Genomic DNA, 19,295 nt, shown 5'->3' with positions numbered 1-19,295 from the left:
TTTGGTTATTTTATTCACATTTTAAGCCTATTTGCCTGAAATATTTAACTATTAATGGCAAATAGGCTTATTTTTGCTCGAAATAAACCAAAAAATATGTCTTTACGATTTAAAGCAATCAGTAGCATTGCCAATGATGCGGAAACAGCCATCCCAGAATTCAGCAAAAAAATCACTGCTATTTTCGGAGAAAACGTTTTTACCCAAAAAACTGCCCGGGAATATTTAAGCGACGAAGCATATAAAAGTTTAATCAACAGCATTCGCGGTGGTAAAAAAATTGACCGCAGCGTGGCAAGTCAAATTGCGAATGGCATCAGAGCCTGGGCAGAAAGCAAGGGTGTTACCCATTTTACACACTGGTTTCAGCCATTAACAGGTACAACTGCTGAAAAACACGATTCCTTTTTTACCTTAAAAAGTGACGGTACAGCCATTGAAGAGTTTGACGGAGCTGCGTTAATTCAACAGGAACCCGATGCTTCTTCTTTCCCCAGTGGTGGCTTAAGAGCTACTTTTGAAGCTCGTGGTTATACAGCATGGGACCCTTCATCCCCGGCTTTCATCATGGAAATTGGAAAAGGTAAAACCTTGTGCATTCCAACCATATTTGTATCGTATACAGGTGAATCACTTGACTATAAAGCCCCCTTATTAAAAGCAACGGAAGCGCTGAATAAGGCAGCTGTGGAAGTATGTAATTATTTTGATAAGAATATTGCCAAAGTAACCACAACGCTTGGATGGGAACAGGAATACTTTGTAATTGATGCAGGATTAGCTACTGCAAGACCCGATTTAATTCAGTGTGGCAGAACCGTTTTTGGTGCAGCACCTGCAAAGGGCCAGCAAATGGAAGATCACTACTTCGGTTCTATTCCTGAAAGAATATATGCTTTCATGAGAGATTTTGAACAGGAATCATATAAATTAGGGATTCCTTTAAGAACCAGACACAATGAAGTAGCACCGGCTCAGTTTGAGTGTGCGCCAATTTTTGAAGAAGTAAACATTGCGGTGGATCACAATATTTTATTGATGGATGTGATGGCCCGCGTGGCAAAACGCCATAATCTTGTTGTTTTACAACATGAGAAACCATTTGCAGGAATCAACGGAAGCGGTAAACACAATAACTGGAGCCTTGCAACAGACACAGGTGTAAACCTTCTCGCTCCTGGCAAAACGCCAAAGACCAATCTGATGTTCCTTACTTTCTTTGTGAATACCATTAAGGCAGTACACGATCATGCAGACATCATGAGAGCAGCCATTGCATCAGCTTCAAACGACTACCGATTAGGCGCCAATGAAGCTCCCCCTGCAATTATATCGGTATTTGTTGGACAATATCTTTCTAAGGTACTGGCAGATGTTGAATCAAGAGTCGGACACAAATTTGATGAGCAGGATGAAGCCATCTTAAAACTAGATTTACACAGAAGCATTCCGGAATTAATGCTGGACAATACAGATAGAAACAGGACTTCTCCATTTGCATTTACTGGTAATAAATTTGAATTCAGAGCAGTTGGATCTTCTGCAAACTGTGCGAATGCCATGACCGTATTAAATACAATTATGGCTGATACGCTGAAGAAGTTCAAGGTTGAAGTTGATGGCATGATTGAGAAAGGAGAAAAGAAAGAAATTGCCATCATGCACGTAATTCAGAAATATATTGTTGCCAGTAAGAATGTATTATTCGAAGGAGATGGATACAGCGAAGAATGGCATAAAGAGGCAGAAAGACGTGGTTTACCCAATCTAAAAACTACTCCTGTAGCCTTAGATGCAATGATCACTGAAAAAGCCATGAATTTGTATCAATCCAATGGCATTTATTCTCATTCAGAACTGGAAGCCAGATACGAAATTGAGTTGGAGAAATACATTAAGACTGTACAAATTGAAGCTCGTGTAATGGGTGATTTGGCCATCAATCATATCTTACCGGCGGCTATCAAATACCAGAATGATTTATTAAACAATGTAAACGGACTAAAAAATGCAGGCCTGGATGAATCAGCCTACAGCAGTCAGTTAACCATTCTGAAATATATCAGCAAACATATTTCTGTTGTACACACCAAAGTGTATGAAATGGTAGAAGCCAGAAAAGTTGCCAACAATATTGTTCATAGCCGTGAAAAAGCGATTGCTTATGAAAATATCAAGAGCACTTATTTTGACGAAATCAGATACCACGTTGATAAACTGGAACACCTGGTAGACGACGAATACTGGACCCTGCCTAAATACCGTGAGTTATTATTCATCAGATAGTTGCTCAAAAACCAAAAATAAATGCCGACCTCAGTTGGTATTTGACCGATAAACAAATAGTGGATTCAAAAAATCCACTATTTTGTTTTATAAACTTACAAAAATGAAAAAAATAATCTCTTTAGCCGTATTTGCCTTAGCGCTTTCTATAGGAAGTGTTCAGGCCCAGGGTATGGGTCAGATGGACCCAGCACAAATGCTTGAAATGATGAAGCAACGTGTAAAACCACAATTGATTGAAAAAACCAAATTAACAGATGCTCAGGCAGACAAAGTATTGGAAATCCAGCTTTGGAGTCAGGGAGAAATGCGTGGCATGCGCGATATGAGCGAAGAAGAAAGAGCCACTAAAATGAAGACCGTGAATGATGAAAAAACCAAAAAATTCAAGGCAATTCCTTTAACGGATGATCAGATTAAAGCTGTGAATGACTTCTACGAGGAGATGAGAAGAAACCGTCCACAGAGAGGTGGTGGCGGTTCAAAGTAATGCAGGAAGCTTCACTAATAACGTGAAGCATACATGCATTAGCAGATAGAAACTGTTAAAAATTTATATAAAAAGCCCCCGAAAATACATTCGGGGGCTTTTGTTTTAGGTATCCATATTATCTGAATGTATTACTTCATAGTAAAGGACTCCAGGAATTTGGTAGTAAAATTACCTTTTCTAAAATCTTCATTTTGCATCAGCTGTAAATGGAAAGGAATGGTTGTTTTAACTCCTTCAATTACATACTCACTCAAAGCTCTGTACATGGTATCAATGGCTTCTTCGCGGGTTTGTGCAACCGTAATTAATTTCCCAATCATGGAATCGTAGTACGGAGGGATTACATACCCCGCATACACGTGACTGTCTACTCTAACGCCATGCCCACCGGGTGTGAAAAGATTCGTTATCTTTCCTGGTGAAGGTCTGAAATCATTATACGGATCTTCCGCATTGATTCTGCACTCGATAGCATGTAACTGGGGCTCATAGTTTCTGCCAGAGATTTTTTCGCCCATGGCAATCTTGATTTGTTCTTTAATCAAATCGTAACTAACCACTTCTTCTGTTACACAATGTTCTACCTGAATTCGGGTATTCATTTCCATGAAGTAGAAATTGCGGTGTTTATCTACCAGGAATTCAATCGTTCCTACGCTTTCGTAGTTAATGGCGGCAGCCGCTTTAATAGCTGCTTCACCCATACGGGCGCGCAAATCTGCAGTCATGAAAGGAGAGGGAGATTCTTCTACCAGTTTCTGGTGACGACGCTGAATAGAGCAGTCTCTTTCACTTAAATGGCAAACATTTCCGTATTGGTCACCAGCCACTTGAATTTCAATATGACGTGGCTCCTCTACAAATTTCTCCATGTAGATACCATCATTCTTGAAAGAAGCAGCAGCTTCCATTTTAGCGGTAGTATATGCTTTTTCAATTTCGTCTTCACTCCAAACCACACGCATTCCCTTTCCACCACCACCTGCAGTAGCTTTTAGAATAACTGGGTAACCAACTTCTTTGGCTAAAGCCTTGGTTTGTTCAATGCTTTCCAGCAATCCTTCTCCACCTGGCACCACTGGAACACCCGCTTTAATCATGGTTTCCTTAGCGGTAATCTTATCTCCCATTTTACTGATCATATCAGGAGTAGGGCCAATAAATTTTATACCGTGGTCCGCACATATTTGAGAGAATCTTGCGTTCTCTGCCAAAAATCCATACCCGGGGTGAATGGCATCTGCATTGGTAATTTCTGCAGCCGCCATAATATGCGCAATATTCAAGTAAGAGTCACTACTCTGCGGCTTACCAATACAAACCGCTTCATCTGCAAACTTAACGTGAAGGCTATCTCTGTCAGCAGTTGAATAAACAGCTACTGTCTTGATGCCCATCTCTCTACAGGTTCTGATTACGCGCAAAGCAATCTCACCTCTGTTGGCAATTAGTATTTTTTTAAACATGTAATTTTTTTTAGGTAAAGAATCGATTAAGCCGGTTCAACCAGGAACAATGGCTGATCATACTCTACTGGACTAGCATCATCCACCAGTACTTTCACGATGGTTCCTTTCACTTCACTTTCAATTTCATTGAATAGCTTCATTGCTTCAATAATGCAAACAACTTTACCTGGCGCAATTTCTGTACCTACTTCTGCAAGGATTGGTTTATCCGGTGCTGGTCTGCGGTAGAATGTGCCAATCATAGGGCTCTTAATGGTAATCAGATTATCAGCCTTTGGTGCAGGGGCAGCAGCAGGGGCAGCTGGTGCAGCAGCAGCCGGAGCAGGTGCCGGAGCGGGAGCAGCAGTAGTATACACTTGATGACTTGGAGCGGCAGCCACGGTAACAGCAGGTTCTTCCTTCTGCTTGATGGTTACTTTACCATCTTTATCCTCGATGCTGATTTCTCCGATATTACTTTTGTTGATGATTTTGATTAATTCGTGGATTTGCTTTAAGTCCATAAATGGCAATTTTAGGGGTAAAAACAGTTATTTTTTACTGAAATCGGGGGCAAAATAGCCTTTTTTTAATAAAAACAGCGGATTTTCTGTTTGTAAACAAAATGACCTGAATCGCAGTGTTCAGGTCATTTTTATCCGGCAATCCGGTATATTATTCTTTTACGCGTTCTACGTAATCTCCGGTTTTGGTATTGATACGGATTAATTCATCCTGATCAACAAACAAAGGCACCATAACGGTAGCTCCGGTTTCAATAGTTGCCGCTTTTAGCGCTCTGGTAGCTGTATCACCTTTTAAGCCTGGTTCGCAGTAAGTAATTCTTACTACAATCTTTTCAGGTAATTCTGCACCAATCGGTTGTTCAGTTTCTGTATTGATGAATACAAAAACCTCGGAACCATCCATTAAGAACTGGGGTGCATCAATCATTTCTTCTGACAAAGCAATTTGCTCGAAAGTTTCATTGTTCATCAGATTGTAGCCAGTTTCATCTTTGTAAAGAAACTGAAAAGCCTTCTTTTCTACTCTTACAGGGAAAATGGTTTCCCCACTGTTCCAGGTTTTTTCAATAGAACGCTTATTGTCTACTCCTTTCAACTTGGCCCAAACCTTAGCTGCAGCTCTGGCAGTCTTGTTTTCACCAAATTCTACAACAGAGTATAAATTACCATCCAATTTTAAAATCATGCCACGACTGATGTCGGAAGTTGTTGCCATATAATTTTTTTTAATATAGTGTCTGGATAAGACGGGTGCAAAAGTAGGAAATACGATGGAAACAACAAATAAGCTTGCTTATTAGCCGATTATTGTCCAAATAAATAGGCGTATTTACGCAAAAGTCTGAAACTGATTTGAACATGGATGATTGCAGTAATGCTCACAATAAACATGATAACAGCCACTGTTTTGAACATGCTTACCATCGTTTCCATAGAAATCTGTCCGGACAATTCGGGTTGTTGTTCCATTACATCCGTTAACATTTGCTGCAACTGTAAATCCCCCAGAAAAAAAACACCTGATGAATTCAGAAAAAACATACCTGCAATAAACAAAGTTCCATAGGCATTTACCTTAATCCAGTCCCGCAGAGAATGACTGCACTGGCGCTGGTTGCCAATGCCATTGAGCAAAAACCGTAACGAGGTAAACACATAAATCACCAGACAGGCCATCACAAAGGCAATGAACAACATGGCAGGATTACCGGAAAGCCCCATCAGCAAAACAAATATGTCGATTAAGGCAATGAAAAAAGCAACAGGAACCAATATAAAAGAGAGAATTCTGTAAATAGTCAGTTGTTTCATAAATGCAAACGATAAATAGGGCCTAAAGGTAAAGAATTATCCCATGGCGATTCCCAACAATGCATGAGAGGATTAATACACAAAAAAATTATGCATAATTTACTTATGTATAATGAAATTATGTATTATTGCATAGGATTTACATCATTCATTCAGTAGTAATACATCAATCATGAAAAAATCTTCTCTTTACAAAGGGTGCCTGGAACCCATTCTATTGCGGCTATTAAAAGACAATGGCAGAATGTACGGATACCAGATGACGCAGATGGTTAAAGAAATTACTAAGGGTGAACTAACCATTACGGAAGGTGCCCTTTATCCCCTGCTGCATAAGCTGGAAGAGCAGGGAATTGTTGAAACAGAAACAGAGATGAACGGTAGCCGTATGCGCAAATATTACAGCTTAACAAAGGCAGGTAAAAAACAAACTGCAGTTGCCATGGATGAAATGAAAGCATTCATGCAAAGTCTGGAATTCATTGTAAACCCTAAACCCGTAATAGGATGATTACAGAAGCCCAATACGAAAGTCTCTATGCCTTTTGCAGAAAGCATTATGTACAGTATTATGATGTACAGGTTGAACTGGTAGATCACTTATCGGAAGCCATAGAAGAAAAAATGAAAACCAATCCCAAGCTCTCTTTTGATCAGGCATTGGATAAAGTATACGCGGGATTTGGTATCAAAGGGTTTGCTGATATTGTTGCCACCAGAATGGAAATGGTGAGCAAAAAAAGCAGAAAACAAAAATGGAAACTGTTCTTCTCCTATTTCACCGTTCCAAAAATTGCAATGACGCTTTGTATTTATGCGGCAATGCTCTTAATAGGTAAATTTTTGACGCAGGATTATCACCGTGGACTTTTCTTATTCATAGTAGGTGTTTGCCTGTTTGTTTTTGAGATCGTATACACCCTTAAAATGAATAAACTTTTCAAAGCACAAAAAAAAGAAATGATACTGACCAGTGAGCGGCTTTCAGGAGTTATTCATTCAGGTTTATTTGTACAGATATTTTTCAGTAACAGTTTATTTGATTATGCAGGAGTAAAACAAATGCACTTCACGGCCTATGCCATAGTTGCACTCTTCATGTTGATCATATTCATTTCTCTTTTGGCCCACCGCGATTTTGTAAAGGAGCTGCACCGCAATGCAATTACATTATACCCTAAAGCTTTTGCATGATTATTTCAAATTCAATTTAATCTGCAATTCATCAAACTGCTTGTCATCAATACTGCTTGGTGCATCCAGCATCACATCTCTTCCGCTATTGTTTTTAGGGAAGGCAATGAAGTCACGGATACTTTCACTTCCACCTAAAATAGAACACAAGCGATCGAATCCAAATGCTATACCACCGTGTGGAGGGGCACCATATTCAAATGCTCCCAATAGGAAACCAAACTTATGCTGAGCTTCTTCTTCGGTCATACCCAGGGCTGCAAACATTTTTTCCTGTAGCGGACGCTGATAAATACGGATAGAGCCTCCGCCTATTTCATTACCATTCAACACCATATCATAGGCATTGGCTTTGATATTGGAATAAGGGTGTTCCAGGTATTTCTCTGCATTCTCAATCACCGGATTGTTATTGATCATAATATCAATCTGGTCAGGCTTGGGTGAAGTAAACGGATGGTGTCGGGCAACCCAGCGATTCTCTTCCTCTGCATATTCAAACAATGGGAAGTCCATCACCCATAGCAACTTGAATTCATTGTCCTTGCGCAAACCCAGTCGCTTACCCATTTCCAATCGCAATTCACTAATGGCTTTTCGGGTTCTTTCTTCACGACCTGCTAGAATCAATACCAAATCTCCGGCTTTAGCTCCGGCAGAATCAGCTATTGCCTTGAGTTTTTCTTCAGTATAAAATTTATCTACGCTGCTCTTGTAAGTACCGTCAGCATTGCATTTGATAAACACCAATCCCTGCATGCCAATTTGTGGTCTTTTCACCCACTCGGTTAATTCATCAGTTTGCTTGCGTGTGTATTCAGCACATCCGGGCACGGCAATCGCCAATACTGTTTCAGCATTATCAAATACCCCAAAACCTGCACCATTAATGAGCTCCCCTGTTGCAGCAATTTTACCTGCTTTCAAAAAGGCACTCTTCAAATTTGAAAGCTTCATGCCAAAGCGGATATCCGGTTTGTCGTTACCGTAATTCCACATGGCATCTTCCCATGACATACGCTCTACTGTTTCCGTATAGTCAATATCCTTAACGTCTTTGAAAATGCGCTTCACCATTCCTTCAAACATCTGCAGAATATCTTCCTGTTCTACAAATGCCATTTCACAGTCAATCTGCGTAAACTCAGGTTGACGATCTGCACGCAAATCTTCATCTCTGAAGCATTTTACAATCTGGTAATAACGATCATAACCGCTCACCATCAACAATTGCTTGAAAGTTTGCGGACTTTGTGGCAATGCATAAAACTGACCCGGATTCATTCTGGAAGGAACCACAAAATCTCTGGCCCCTTCAGGCGTAGATTTAATCAGGAATGGAGTTTCAATATCCATGAAATGGTTCTCATGCAAATAATTTCTGGCAGCGCGATTCACTGCATAACGCAATTCTAAATTTCGCTTGACTACATTTCTTCTTAAATCCAAAAAGCGATACTTCATTCTTAAATCATCTCCCCCATCGGTATCATCCTGAATGGTGAATGGTGGAACAGCCGACTTATTCAGAATGGTAAACTCACTCACCACTATTTCAATATCACCAGTTGGGATATTGGGATTTTTATTACTTCTCTCCTGCACCAATCCTTTGGCCTGCAAAACAAACTCACGACCCAAGGGTTGCTCTTCTAATTGTTTAGCCAGGTTTTCCCCAAACAACAACTGGGTAATTCCATAACGGTCTCTCAGGTCTACAAAAGTTATGGCACCAAATTTTCTGACAGTCTGAACCCAACCCGCTAAAACGGTTTCCGAGCCCACATTAGAGATTCTTAATTCTCCGCAATTATTTGAACGATACATAATCTAACTGAAGTTTATACCAGGCCAGGCCTGTTTCTGAGCGCAAATATAACCTAAATGGGTCAAGTAGCAGGATTGAGGTATTTTTGCAACCTGAATCAAGTATATGGGTCATCAAACACTGTCGAAGCGAACGCATCGACTGGCAATCGGAACATATTTTTTTATTGCTGGAATTACATTTGCCAGCTGGGCCAGCAGGATCCCAGATATCAAACAGAAACTGGAACTCAATGATGCTGAACTGGGTGGTATTTTATTTGCCTTACCCACCGGATCCATGGTCAGTTTGCCCATCTCTGGCTGGTTGGTAGCTAAACTGGGGAGCAGAACCGTTATGTTACTGGCTGCACTATGCTACCCGCTGGTGTTGAGTTTACTGGGAACAGCTGATTCTGTTGTAGTGCTAACCAGCTTATTATTTTTCTTTGGCTTATTGGGCAACATGATGAATATATCCGTGAATACCCAGGCAGTTGCTGTGGAAGAATTATACGGTAAATCCATTATGGCTTCCTTCCATGGCATCTGGAGTCTGGCAGGATTTACTGGTGCTGCTGTTGGGACTTTAATGATATCATTGGGATTAATTCCTCTGCAACATTTTTTGATTGTTGCCCTTACCATGATGGCTTTGGCATTGATCATGAAATTTGGCAGAATGCCCAAAGATGCCGTTACAGGTAATCAACCCATTTTTGTAAAACCAGATTCCTCTCTTTTAAAACTCGGATTAATCTCTTTCTGTTGCATGGCAGCAGAAGGTACCATGTTCGACTGGAGTGGTATCTATTTTCAAAAAGTGGTACAAGCTCCCCCATCATTGGTAACCCTGGGTTATTCCGCATTTATGGGTACGATGGCATTGGGAAGATTTTTAGGAGACGGCCTGGTGTTACGTTTTGGAAGAAAAGAAATTTTACAGGCAAGCGGGGGAATTATAGCTGCCGGCTTATTAATGGCAGTTTTCTTTCCTTCAATCGTTACCGCAACTATCGGCTTTCTGATGGTTGGATTTGGTGTTTCTTCTGTGGTTCCCATTGTATATAGTCAGGCAGGCAAATCAGAGAAAATGAGCCCGGGCATGGCATTGGCTGCTGTATCCAGTATCGGGTTCTTTGGATTTTTTATTGGTCCTCCATTAATTGGATTCATAGCAGAGGCTTTTGGATTACAGTGGTCATTTGGTATTATTGCCATACTGGGATTTGGTACCACGATACTAGCCAGATTCACTAAATTTAAAACCTAAACCTTGAGGTGAATGTTGTTCGAATCTCAGATACCGCTTGCAGAAAGAATGCGTCCCAATACCATTGATGATATTGTTGGTCAGGAACATATCACAGGAAAGGGAAGCATACTAAGGACTTCAATGGAAAACGGAAGCATTCCTTCCATGATTCTCTGGGGGCCTCCAGGCGTGGGCAAAACAACGCTAGCCAATGTAATTACCCAAACCCTTAGGGTCCCTTATTTTCAATTGTCCGCTATCAGCAGTGGCGTGAAAGAAGTAAGAGAAGTAATTGAACAGGCGAAAGAATTGCAGCGTGCCGTTTTATTCATAGATGAAATACACCGCTTCAATAAAAGTCAGCAGGATGCATTATTGGGTGCAGTAGAAAAAGGAACCATTCGCTTAATTGGGGCAACAACAGAAAATCCATCCTTTGAAGTAAATGCAGCCTTGTTAAGCCGCTGTCAGGTGTATGTACTCAAAGCACTGGACAAAGAAAAACTGGTGCAACTATTAGAAGAAGCTATTCAGAAAGACGAACAGCTGAAAGCAAAAAATATACAGCTACAGGAAACCGAGGCCTTGATCAACCTTAGCGGTGGAGATGGCCGAAAATTATTGAACCTACTGGAAATTGTTGTTCAGTCAGGTGTTACGGAAATTACTGATGAGGCAGTTCAGAAAGTTGCACAAAAGAAAATAGCCTTATACGATAAAAGCGGCGAGCAACATTACGATATTGTTTCAGCATTTATTAAAAGCATGCGTGGCTCAGATCCAAATGGAGCGGTGTACTGGTTAGCCAGAATGATTGAAGGTGGAGAAGATGTAAAGTTTATTGCCAGAAGGATGCTCATATTTGCGAGTGAAGATATCGGCAATGCCAATCCAAATGCCCTGCTGCTGGCCAACTCTACTTTTGATGCAGTCAGCAAAATCGGTTATCCGGAAAGCAGGATCATTCTTTCGCAGTGTGCTACCTACCTGGCTTCCTCTGCCAAGAGCAATGCTTCGTACGAAGCCATTTCAAAAGCACAGCAGGCAGTGCAGAAGCACGGAGACCTGCCGGTGCCGCTGCACCTGCGCAATGCACCCACCCAGCTCATGAAGCGCATGGATTATGGAAAGGACTACCAGTATTCTCATTTGGGAGAAGGCAATTTCATAGAACAGGAATACCTGCCGGATCAGTTGAAGAACACCCCTTTTTATGTTCCCGGAAACAATGCCCGTGAAAATGAGCTCCGTAAGTTCCTGAAGGAACGATGGAAGAACAAATATGGATACTAGGAGTCAGTTAATTCATACCTTCGCTTTTATTTGACCAAAAGAATACTACATGAAAGTTGATACTATGCGAAAGATAGACAAATGGGCAGGTGTTCCATTGTGTACTTTATTGAGTGTAGTATCGATTGTTACCGATCTGTTTCGCGGAAAATCGGGCAGACCTGCCATTGAGCGCACCCTGTTCATTGAATTATCCGAAATGGGCAGCGCCATCATTGCCGACCCGGCCATGCGCAAACTCAAAGCCGAGGGCAATGCCGAACTGTTCTTTGTTATTTTCAAAGACAACGTAAAAAGTCTGGAGATTTTAAAAACCGTACCCGCAGAAAATATTTTTACCATGCGGCCCAGCAGCCTGCTTCACCTGGCTGGCGACCTGATCCGTTTCATGATCTGGTGCCGCAAAAAGCAGATTACCTGCACCATCGACCTGGAGTTGTTTTCTCGCTTCACTGCCATGCTCAGCTTTTTTAGTTTAGCCAAAGACAGAGTGGGTTACAGCAGTTTTCACGACGAAGGTATGTTCCGGGGCTGGCTGATCAACCGTCCTGTGCGGTACAATCCGCATGTACACATGGGAGTGAATTTTATTTCGCTTACCAATCAGGCGCTGGGTTTTTACCAGAACCCCTATCCTACCAGCCTGGTTACCGGGCATGAACTGGAACTGGCTAAAGCAACCGTACCGGAAGAAGCCAAAAACAAAGTCCGTGAAAAAATAAGGGGGCTGTATCCGGAATGGAAGAATGAGCGTGTTGTGCTGTTCAATGTAAACGCATCCGATCTGTTACCCCAACGCAGGTGGTTACCGGCCAACTTTGCCCTCGTGGCACAAAACCTGGTAGCGCAGTTTCCCGATATCCTGATTGTTTTTACCGGCTCTCCTGCAGAACGTGGTTATGTACAAAACGTGATTGATATGACGCCCGGCACCCGCTGTGTGAATTCTGCCGGTGTATTTTCTTTCAGTGAACTGGTTCCCCTGTACAGCGTAAGCTCCTTTATGATTACAAACGATTCCGGGCCTGCTCATTTCGCTGCAGTAACCGATCTGAAAGTGTTTGTATTGTTTGGGCCTGAAACACCCAGCCTCTACCTGCCCCTGGGTGGCAATGCCGAACCATTTTATCTGGGACTGGCCTGCTCTCCTTGCGTGAGTGCAGCCAACCATCGTAAAACAAGTTGCACAGAACGTCCCTGCATCACCGGCATCAGTACCATACAGGTAGAAGAAAGACTGGCAAGATTTTTAGCTGCAGGCGTTTAAGTTTCATCCGCCAACAAGATTATTGAACCCGCTTTCCTGTTTGCACAAGGAACATAGGACTCAGTTCCTGTTCTCTGGTTGCTTTGTTCAGGAAGGTTCCGGTAAGCATGGTTACATGAAAGTCTGTAAACTGATGAACCGGTTTCCGTGGTATCTGTAAAGAGTCGATCAGTTCCAGCCCGCGTTGTGTTGTGTACACATACTTATCCTGCAATTCATCGGGTTGTACTTTATCTGTCCACAGAGGAGGCACCACCGTATTTAATTTAAAGCTGGTACTGAACGATGTTACATCCAGGCTTACGAGACGGTCTTTGGGCAATTGTTGTTGCAGGTAATAATCTGCCACTGCAGACTCCGACTGATATGTGGTGAGTATTGGATAAAACTCCCTGTTCAGGTAATAGTTGATGCTCAGGGTAACCAGTACCGGAACAAAAATCATCCGGGCAAATACAGGCTTGTTTTTAGCAAAGAAAACGAAACCAGCCAGCAGCATACCTGCAAGCAATACCAACAAAGTATCTGTATGAAGGAAACTACTTTGAAAAAACACCATCAGCATACCCAGTGCAATCAGCAACAACACAACGGTTGCAGACTGCATTACCGTAAGTACCCGCAGTGCTTTTTGCGATGCGTTCATGAGCGCTTCGGCAGCCATGATGGCCAGTAAAGGGAATACCGGGTTCAGGTAATGTGCCAGTTGAAATTTGGATGCGGAGAAAATCAGGAACATGACCAGGAAACCAAAATAGGTATAGGTTTCCGGAACATGTTTGCGTTGAACCAATGCTTTTGTTCTTAGCGCCAGCCCATAATAAGCCAGCCAGGCCCAGGGTAAAAAAGCCCATAAAAGGGTATGCACAAAAAAGAATGGATCGCCGCTGCCCTTGATCGGGCCACTGTTGGCAAACCTTCCCCACTGGCTGTCGATCAGGAAGAAACGGATTCCGGAAACCTGCTGCTTCCCGAACACCCATTTCTCGGGATGAAGGTCGAACTGCTGGTAGTAACCATAAAGTGTCGGAATCATGAAAAAAACTGCAAGTACTGCCAGCAACAGCCATTGCCAGTGCAATATTTCTTTCCATTTGCCCCGGTACAGCAACGTACATCCAACCCCTGCGCCAACAGGTATGATGGTAAAGAGCCCCTTGGTCATCATCAAAGCGGCCAGTGCTGCGCTGCAATAAATCAGATGGGCCATTTTTTTGCTATCCAGGTACACCACTACATGGTACAGTGCCATGATGGTGAAAAGCGTCATATAAGGTTCTGCCCGTACATCCATATTGGAAGTAATGGTATGCTGGGCAGTAAGTAAAATAAGTGCGGCCACCACCCCATGTTTCTCTGAATAAAAACGTTTGCCATAGAGATAGGTATACCAGGCAGCCAACAGCACACCAATAACGGCGGGCAGTTTATAGGCAATAATATTTACGCCAAACAAACTGTAAAACCAGGCAGTAACCCAGAACTGAAAATGGGGCTTATCCAGCCAGTCTGCCCCCATCAGAAAAATATCCATCCATTTACCCGATACAAACATTTCGCGCGATACTTCGGCGTATACAGCTGCATCCGGTTCCAGCACTTCCACAAACAGGCCGGCCGCATATACCACCAGGGTCAGGAAGAAAACAAGCTTCCATACAAGAGATTCGCTGATGCTGATTTTTTTCATACTCGTCCGGATTGTTTAAAAAATGGTAGCGCTGTGCAATAGTACAAAAATCAGGGCAACGGCCGGTTTCATTTTAAACGCTATTTTTATCCTTAAATGATCAATACAACTGCCATGTCCTTTACCAGCCATTGGGTTATTAAACCATTCGGGGAATTAACGCCCCTGGAATTATACAGCATTATACGGCTTCGCAATGAAGTATTTGTAGTGGAACAGAACTGTGTTTTCCAGGATGCCGATAACAAAGATCAGGAAAGCTATCACCAGATGTACTGGAAGAACGATCAGTTGATTGCTTATTGCCGTTTACTGCCACCCGGACTGGCCTATAATGAAATGAGCATTGGCAGGGTGGTAAGCGCACCTGCTGCCAGGGGAACAGGCGCAGGAAGAGAACTGATTGCCATGGCCATAGAGCAATGCTACAAATACTTTGGAAGAGGTCCTATCCGGATTGGCGCACAACTATACCTCAAACAATTTTATGCTTCATTTGGATTTGTGGCAGTGGGCGAAATATACCTCGAAGATGGCATTGAGCACATTGAGATGGTGCTTTAAGCCTCGCTACGTTAATGGCAGATACACATAGAATGAGCTACCTGCTCCTTCCTTGCTTTCGAGCCGGATCTTTCCTTTGTGTACTTCGATGATTTGCTTACAGATAGAGAGTCCAAGACCAAAGCTGGTTTCACAGGAAGTTCCTTTTCGTTTGGCTTCTGTAAAAGAGTCGAATACTTTCTCTTTTTTATCTTCAGGAATTCCGATACCATGATCCTTCACTGCAATCACTGCTTCATCCTGCTGCCTCGACAGCGAAATATTGATTACGGAATTGGGATTGCTGAATTTAATGGCATTGTTCACCAGATTGGTAATGACCCGATCAATTTTGTCGGGATCTATCGAAGCAATCAGGTGCTCATGAACCATTTCAGTCCGAAGCTGAATTTTTTTATCGCTGGCATTGAATTCCAGCAGGCGAACCGACTGATGCAACACTTCATTCAGGTCGGCCTTAACAAATTTATAAGAATGGATCTCCTTCAGATTGGTCTGCAGCAGATCATTGATTAATCCAATTGTATTAGAGGAAGAATGCTCCGCAAGCTGCAGCAATTCCCTCTGCTCTGCAGTAAGGTTATCATCCATCAGGATCAGCTTGGTAATACCGGCAATACTGCTGATCGGGCTTCTCAGATCATGCGCTACGGCATTGAGTATTCTTTCTTTTTGTTCTTTGGCTGCAGCGAGCTCCTGGAATGCTTTTTCCAGCTTCAACTGATAATTCAGGTATCCGTGTTTTAGATAAAACAGACAGAGAATAAAGATCAGCATGGGCAGCAATATCTTAACCGTTTCTACCAACAGGTCTACTCTGGAGATCGTGGATATGGGTATATCGGCCAGGCGAATAAATACAAAAACAAAGGCAACCATGATGGCAAAGACCGTGTACTGCCATAGTTTATCGAAGAGTACTACCGCCGCAATGATCATGATGAGCATGCGGTATTCATTTCCTGACTTAAAAAAATAAGCTGCCAATAGTCCAATAAAAGCAAGTACAATCAGCATTCCGGAACGCAGATACAAGTATTTCTGCGAGTACGAGATCCAGAAGCCAAAACAAAAAATGGAAAACTGTAAAGCGCTTACAGCTGCTGGTAAGTATTGTTGATTAGCCAGGTTGAATAAAAAAACAAAAAAAACAAGTGGAGTAGCAATGACGAGAAACAAATTGAACATATAGCTCTTCTGTATCTCTACAAAGTGCATCTCATCATTGATTCCCAACGTAAGGATCTTATTGAAAAAGGATTTTATTGGGTTAGCCATTGGTTGATAGTAAAATCAATACAAATGCAAAATACAGTAAAAAAACAGCAATCTGCAAGTTATTGAAAATAGGGAGGTGGTTTGAGAAAATGCAGCTATTATAATAATAAAAAAAGCCTCGATCCGAGAAAACGGAACGAGGCTTGAATAAATATGGCAGCTACCTACTCTCCCAGCTAGATGCGAGTACCATCGGCCATGGGGGACTTAACTTCTCTGTTCGGAATGGGAAGAGGTGAACACCCCCGGCAAAACCACCATAAAATCTTGGGTCATACGACCTTAATATTTTACATATTGGAAAGGAAAAAAACAAAACATAAAAAAATAAAGCTTACGGGCAATTAGTACTACTCGGCTTTGTTGTTACCAACTTTACACCTATAGCCTATCAACGTCGTAGTCTTCGACGACCCTTAAAAGTAAACTCATCTTGTGGAAGGTTTCACGCTTAGATGCTTTCAGCGTTTATCCTTGCCGTACATAGCTACTCTGCATTACACCTGGCGGCATAACAGATACACCAGCGGTACGTGCAACCCGGTCCTCTCGTACTAAGGTCACGTCCTCTCAATTTACTAGCGCCCACCACAGATAGGGACCGAACTGTCTTGCGACGTTCTGAACCCAGTTCACGTGCCACTTTAATCGGCGAACAGCCGAACCCTTGGGACCTTCTCCAGCCCCAGGATGTGACGAACCGACATCGAGGTGCCAAACCTTACCGTCGATATGAGCTCTTGGGTAAGATCAGCCTGTTATCCCCGGAGTACCTTTTATCCTTTGAGCGATGGCCCTTCCATACAGAACCACCGGATCACTTTAGCCAGCTTTCGCTCCTGCTCGACGTGTTTGTCTCACAGTCAAGCACCCTTTTACTAATGCGCTCTGCGTACGATTACCAACCGTACTGAGGGTACCTTTGCGAGCCTCCGTTACTTTTTAGGAGGCGACCACCCCAGTCAAACTACCCACCATGCAATGTCCCCTTGTTCAGGGTTAGGTTCTAAGCAACAAAAGGTTGGTATTTCAACGTTGACTCCACAATGCCTGGCGACACTGCTTCATAGTCTCCCAACTATCCTACACATTTGTTGCTCAAAATCAATGCAAAGTTGTAGTGAAGGTTCACGGGGTCTTTCCGTCCCGTGGCGGGTAACCGGCATCTTCACCGATACTACAATTTCACCGGGCTCGTGGAGGAGACAGTGTACAACTCATTAGACCATTCGTGCAGGTCGGAACTTACCCGACAAGGAATTTCGCTACCTTAGGACCGTTATAGTTACGGCCGCCGTTTACTGGGGCTTCAGTCAGGAGCTTTGGCTTGCGCCGAACACCCTTCCTTAACCTTCCAGCACCGGGCAGGTTTCAGGCTCTATACGTCAACTTACGTTTTTGCAGGGCCCTGTGTTTTTGTTAAACAGTTGGTTGTACCATTTTACTGTGACCATCTCGCGATGGTACGCTTTATCCCGAAGTTACAGCGTTAATTTGCCTAGTTCCTTCTCCACGGCTCACCCGAGCGCGTTAGAATACTCATCCCGTCTACCTGTGTCGGATTCCGGTACTGGCTGCTATGCTCGCTTTTCTTGGCAGGGATTTTATGATTTCGCTTCATCCGAAGACTCCACTCAGGCGTACACTTCCGTCCGTACGCAACCACCACGTCCCTGCGTCACTTTTATTGCATAGTAGGTGAAGGAATATTAACCTTCTTTCCATCAGATGCCCCTTTCGGGTTTTCCTAAGGACCAGACTAACCCTGATCCGATTAACGTTGATCAGGAAACCTTAGACTTTTCGCGTTAAAGTTTTTCACTTTAATTATCGTTACTTATGCCTACATTTTCTTTTGAAATCGCTCCAGCATATCTCGCGATACACCTTCTGTGCAGATTTCAATGCTCCCCTACCACTCTAGCAAGCTAGAATTTAGAACTTCGGTTCGTAGTTTGATGCCCGATTATTTTCCGTGCAGGATCTCTCGACCAGTGAGCTGTTACGCACTCTTTAAATGAATGGCTGCTTCCAAGCCAACATCCTGGCTGTTATAGAAATCCCACCTCGTTTGATCAACTTAACTACGTATTAGGGACCTTAGTTGCTAATCTGGGTTATTTCCCTCTCGGCCCTGGACCTTAGCGCCCAAAGCCTCACTGCTGCAGATATTTATTAGCATTCGGAGTTTGTCAGGGTTTGGTAGGCGGTGAAGCCCCCTAGCCCAATCAGTAGCTCTACCTCTAATAAACTTCATAATGCAACGCTGTTCCTAAAAACATTTCGGGGAGAACGAGCTATCTCTCAGTTTGATTGGCCTTTCACCCCTATCCACAGGTCATCCCAAGACTTTTCAACGTCAACGGGTTCGGTCCTCCAGTGTGTGTTACCACACCTTCAACCTGCCCATGGATAGATCACAAAGTTTCGCGTCTGCCCCCACTGACTATTCGCCCTATTTGGACTCGCTTTCGCTTCGGCTCCGTTATATAAGAACTTAACCTCGCCAGTGAGGAGCAACTCGTAGGCTCATTATGCAAAAGGCACGCCGTCATCCCGATAAATCGGGACTCCGACCGCTTGTAGGCGCACGGTTTCAGGTACTATTTCACTCCCCTGTTCGGGGTGCTTTTCACCTTTCCCTTACGGTACTGGTTCACTATCGGTGTCTGAGGAGTATTTAGCCTTACCAGATGGTGCTGGCAAATTCACGCAAGATTCCTCCGGTCCCGCGTTACTCAGGATACTGCTCGTCCTTGTTAATTTGCACCTACAGGGCTATCACCTGCTATGGCTCATCTTTCCAGATGATTCAGTTTGATAACAATTTCTAAATGCAGTCCTATAACCCCGGATCAGCACGCTGACCCGGTTTGGGCTCTT

Annotated in this window: 15 protein-coding genes and 2 rRNA genes (1 of these 17 running past the window's edge); 8 read left to right on the top strand and 9 right to left on the bottom strand. The window is 43.0% G+C overall.

The features are described from left to right. The first annotated feature begins 96 nt into the window (after positions 1–96). Both F777_RS0106725 and F777_RS0106720 read left to right on the top strand, forming a co-directional pair. Positions 97–2,286 (top strand): glutamine synthetase III family protein, encoded by a 2,190-nt coding sequence (locus tag F777_RS0106725; RefSeq protein WP_026751365.1) that lies wholly within the window; start codon positions 97–99, stop codon positions 2,284–2,286. A 103-nt stretch (positions 2,287–2,389) separates the two neighbouring features. Further along, positions 2,390–2,776 (top strand): hypothetical protein, encoded by a 387-nt coding sequence (locus F777_RS0106720; RefSeq protein ID WP_026751364.1) that lies wholly within the window; start codon positions 2,390–2,392, stop codon positions 2,774–2,776. A 131-nt stretch (positions 2,777–2,907) separates the two neighbouring features. Here the strand turns inward: F777_RS0106720 and accC are convergent, their stop codons facing one another. The 4 genes from accC to F777_RS0106700 form a co-directional block, all read right to left on the bottom strand. Further along, the gene (gene accC / locus F777_RS0106715) at positions 2,908–4,245 is read right to left on the bottom strand and encodes an acetyl-CoA carboxylase biotin carboxylase subunit (RefSeq protein WP_026751363.1); all 1,338 of its coding nucleotides are present in this window, start codon (positions 4,243–4,245) and stop codon (positions 2,908–2,910) included. A gap of 26 nt (positions 4,246–4,271) precedes the next feature. Continuing rightward, positions 4,272–4,751: an acetyl-CoA carboxylase biotin carboxyl carrier protein gene (gene accB, locus F777_RS0106710; RefSeq protein ID WP_026751362.1), complete on the bottom strand. Its 480-nt coding sequence runs from the start codon at positions 4,749–4,751 to the stop codon at positions 4,272–4,274. A 151-nt stretch (positions 4,752–4,902) separates the two neighbouring features. Further along, the gene (gene efp / locus F777_RS0106705; RefSeq protein ID WP_026751361.1) at positions 4,903–5,469 is read right to left on the bottom strand and encodes an elongation factor P; all 567 of its coding nucleotides are present in this window, start codon (positions 5,467–5,469) and stop codon (positions 4,903–4,905) included. A gap of 89 nt (positions 5,470–5,558) precedes the next feature. After that, entirely contained in the window at positions 5,559–6,065 is a 507-nt protein-coding gene (locus F777_RS0106700) for a hypothetical protein (RefSeq protein ID WP_026751360.1), read from the bottom strand. A gap of 172 nt (positions 6,066–6,237) precedes the next feature. Here F777_RS0106700 and F777_RS0106695 point away from each other — a divergent pair, with 172 nt between their 5' ends. Together F777_RS0106695 and F777_RS17215 are read left to right on the top strand one after the other, a co-directional pair. Further along, entirely contained in the window at positions 6,238–6,576 is a 339-nt protein-coding gene (locus F777_RS0106695) for a PadR family transcriptional regulator (RefSeq protein ID WP_026751359.1), read from the top strand. Beyond that, positions 6,573–7,259: a hypothetical protein gene (locus tag F777_RS17215; RefSeq protein WP_051408484.1), complete on the top strand. Its 687-nt coding sequence runs from the start codon at positions 6,573–6,575 to the stop codon at positions 7,257–7,259. The genes F777_RS0106695 and F777_RS17215 overlap by 4 nt, the downstream gene beginning before the upstream one ends. Here the strand turns inward: F777_RS17215 and aspS are convergent, their stop codons facing one another. Next, positions 7,260–9,086, bottom strand: a complete 1,827-nt coding sequence (aspS, locus tag F777_RS0106685; RefSeq protein WP_026751358.1) for an aspartate--tRNA ligase — start codon at positions 9,084–9,086, stop codon at positions 7,260–7,262. Positions 9,087–9,192: 106 nt separating this feature from the next. On the opposite strand from aspS, the gene F777_RS0106680 reads away from it, so the two are divergent. The 3 genes from F777_RS0106680 to F777_RS0106670 are packed head-to-tail and all read left to right on the top strand — an operon-like array spanning position 9,193 to position 12,880. After that, the gene (locus tag F777_RS0106680; RefSeq protein ID WP_026751357.1) at positions 9,193–10,338 is read left to right on the top strand and encodes an MFS transporter; all 1,146 of its coding nucleotides are present in this window, start codon (positions 9,193–9,195) and stop codon (positions 10,336–10,338) included. A 12-nt stretch (positions 10,339–10,350) separates the two neighbouring features. Continuing rightward, positions 10,351–11,613, top strand: coding sequence for a replication-associated recombination protein A (locus tag F777_RS0106675; protein WP_026751356.1), 1,263 nt, complete (start codon positions 10,351–10,353; stop codon positions 11,611–11,613). A gap of 49 nt (positions 11,614–11,662) precedes the next feature. Next, positions 11,663–12,880 (top strand): glycosyltransferase family 9 protein, encoded by a 1,218-nt coding sequence (locus F777_RS0106670; RefSeq protein ID WP_026751355.1) that lies wholly within the window; start codon positions 11,663–11,665, stop codon positions 12,878–12,880. A 19-nt stretch (positions 12,881–12,899) separates the two neighbouring features. Here the strand turns inward: F777_RS0106670 and F777_RS0106665 are convergent, their stop codons facing one another. Then, positions 12,900–14,570, bottom strand: a complete 1,671-nt coding sequence (locus F777_RS0106665) for an ArnT family glycosyltransferase (RefSeq protein WP_026751354.1) — start codon at positions 14,568–14,570, stop codon at positions 12,900–12,902. Between the two features lie 96 nt (positions 14,571–14,666). On the opposite strand from F777_RS0106665, the gene F777_RS0106660 reads away from it, so the two are divergent. Further along, positions 14,667–15,134, top strand: a complete 468-nt coding sequence (locus tag F777_RS0106660) for a GNAT family N-acetyltransferase (protein WP_235785896.1) — start codon at positions 14,667–14,669, stop codon at positions 15,132–15,134. Positions 15,135–15,140: 6 nt separating this feature from the next. On the opposite strand, the gene F777_RS0106655 is transcribed toward F777_RS0106660, so the two are convergent. The 3 genes from F777_RS0106655 to F777_RS0106645 form a co-directional block, all read right to left on the bottom strand. Next, entirely contained in the window at positions 15,141–16,412 is a 1,272-nt protein-coding gene (locus F777_RS0106655) for a sensor histidine kinase (RefSeq protein WP_026751352.1), read from the bottom strand. 151 nt (positions 16,413–16,563) lie between these two features. Then, a 5S ribosomal RNA gene (gene rrf, locus F777_RS0106650) occupies positions 16,564–16,674 on the bottom strand. Between the two features lie 62 nt (positions 16,675–16,736). Then, positions 16,737–19,295 (bottom strand): 23S ribosomal RNA (locus F777_RS0106645) (it continues 253 nt past the right edge of the window).

It is taken from the genome of Sediminibacterium sp. C3 (assembly GCF_000508085.1).
Taxonomy (GTDB): Bacteria; Bacteroidota; Bacteroidia; order Chitinophagales; family Chitinophagaceae; genus Sediminibacterium.
The sequence above is the reverse complement of the archived record's forward strand: the minus strand, read 5'-3'. Positions and strand labels throughout refer to the sequence as shown.

Coding starts and splice junctions, on each gene's coding strand:
- F777_RS0106725 (WP_026751365.1), top strand. CDS start 97: ATGTCTTTACGATTTAAAGCAATCAGTAGCATTGCCAATGATGCGGAA.
- F777_RS0106720 (WP_026751364.1), top strand. CDS start 2,390: ATGAAAAAAATAATCTCTTTAGCCGTATTTGCCTTAGCGCTTTCTATA.
- accC (WP_026751363.1), bottom strand. CDS start 4,245: ATGTTTAAAAAAATACTAATTGCCAACAGAGGTGAGATTGCTTTGCGC.
- accB (WP_026751362.1), bottom strand. CDS start 4,751: ATGGACTTAAAGCAAATCCACGAATTAATCAAAATCATCAACAAAAGT.
- efp (WP_026751361.1), bottom strand. CDS start 5,469: ATGGCAACAACTTCCGACATCAGTCGTGGCATGATTTTAAAATTGGAT.
- F777_RS0106700 (WP_026751360.1), bottom strand. CDS start 6,065: ATGAAACAACTGACTATTTACAGAATTCTCTCTTTTATATTGGTTCCT.
- F777_RS0106695 (WP_026751359.1), top strand. CDS start 6,238: ATGAAAAAATCTTCTCTTTACAAAGGGTGCCTGGAACCCATTCTATTG.
- F777_RS17215 (WP_051408484.1), top strand. CDS start 6,573: ATGATTACAGAAGCCCAATACGAAAGTCTCTATGCCTTTTGCAGAAAG.
- aspS (WP_026751358.1), bottom strand. CDS start 9,086: ATGTATCGTTCAAATAATTGCGGAGAATTAAGAATCTCTAATGTGGGC.
- F777_RS0106680 (WP_026751357.1), top strand. CDS start 9,193: ATGGGTCATCAAACACTGTCGAAGCGAACGCATCGACTGGCAATCGGA.
- F777_RS0106675 (WP_026751356.1), top strand. CDS start 10,351: ATGTTGTTCGAATCTCAGATACCGCTTGCAGAAAGAATGCGTCCCAAT.
- F777_RS0106670 (WP_026751355.1), top strand. CDS start 11,663: ATGAAAGTTGATACTATGCGAAAGATAGACAAATGGGCAGGTGTTCCA.
- F777_RS0106665 (WP_026751354.1), bottom strand. CDS start 14,570: ATGAAAAAAATCAGCATCAGCGAATCTCTTGTATGGAAGCTTGTTTTC.
- F777_RS0106660 (WP_235785896.1), top strand. CDS start 14,667: ATGATCAATACAACTGCCATGTCCTTTACCAGCCATTGGGTTATTAAA.
- F777_RS0106655 (WP_026751352.1), bottom strand. CDS start 16,412: ATGGCTAACCCAATAAAATCCTTTTTCAATAAGATCCTTACGTTGGGA.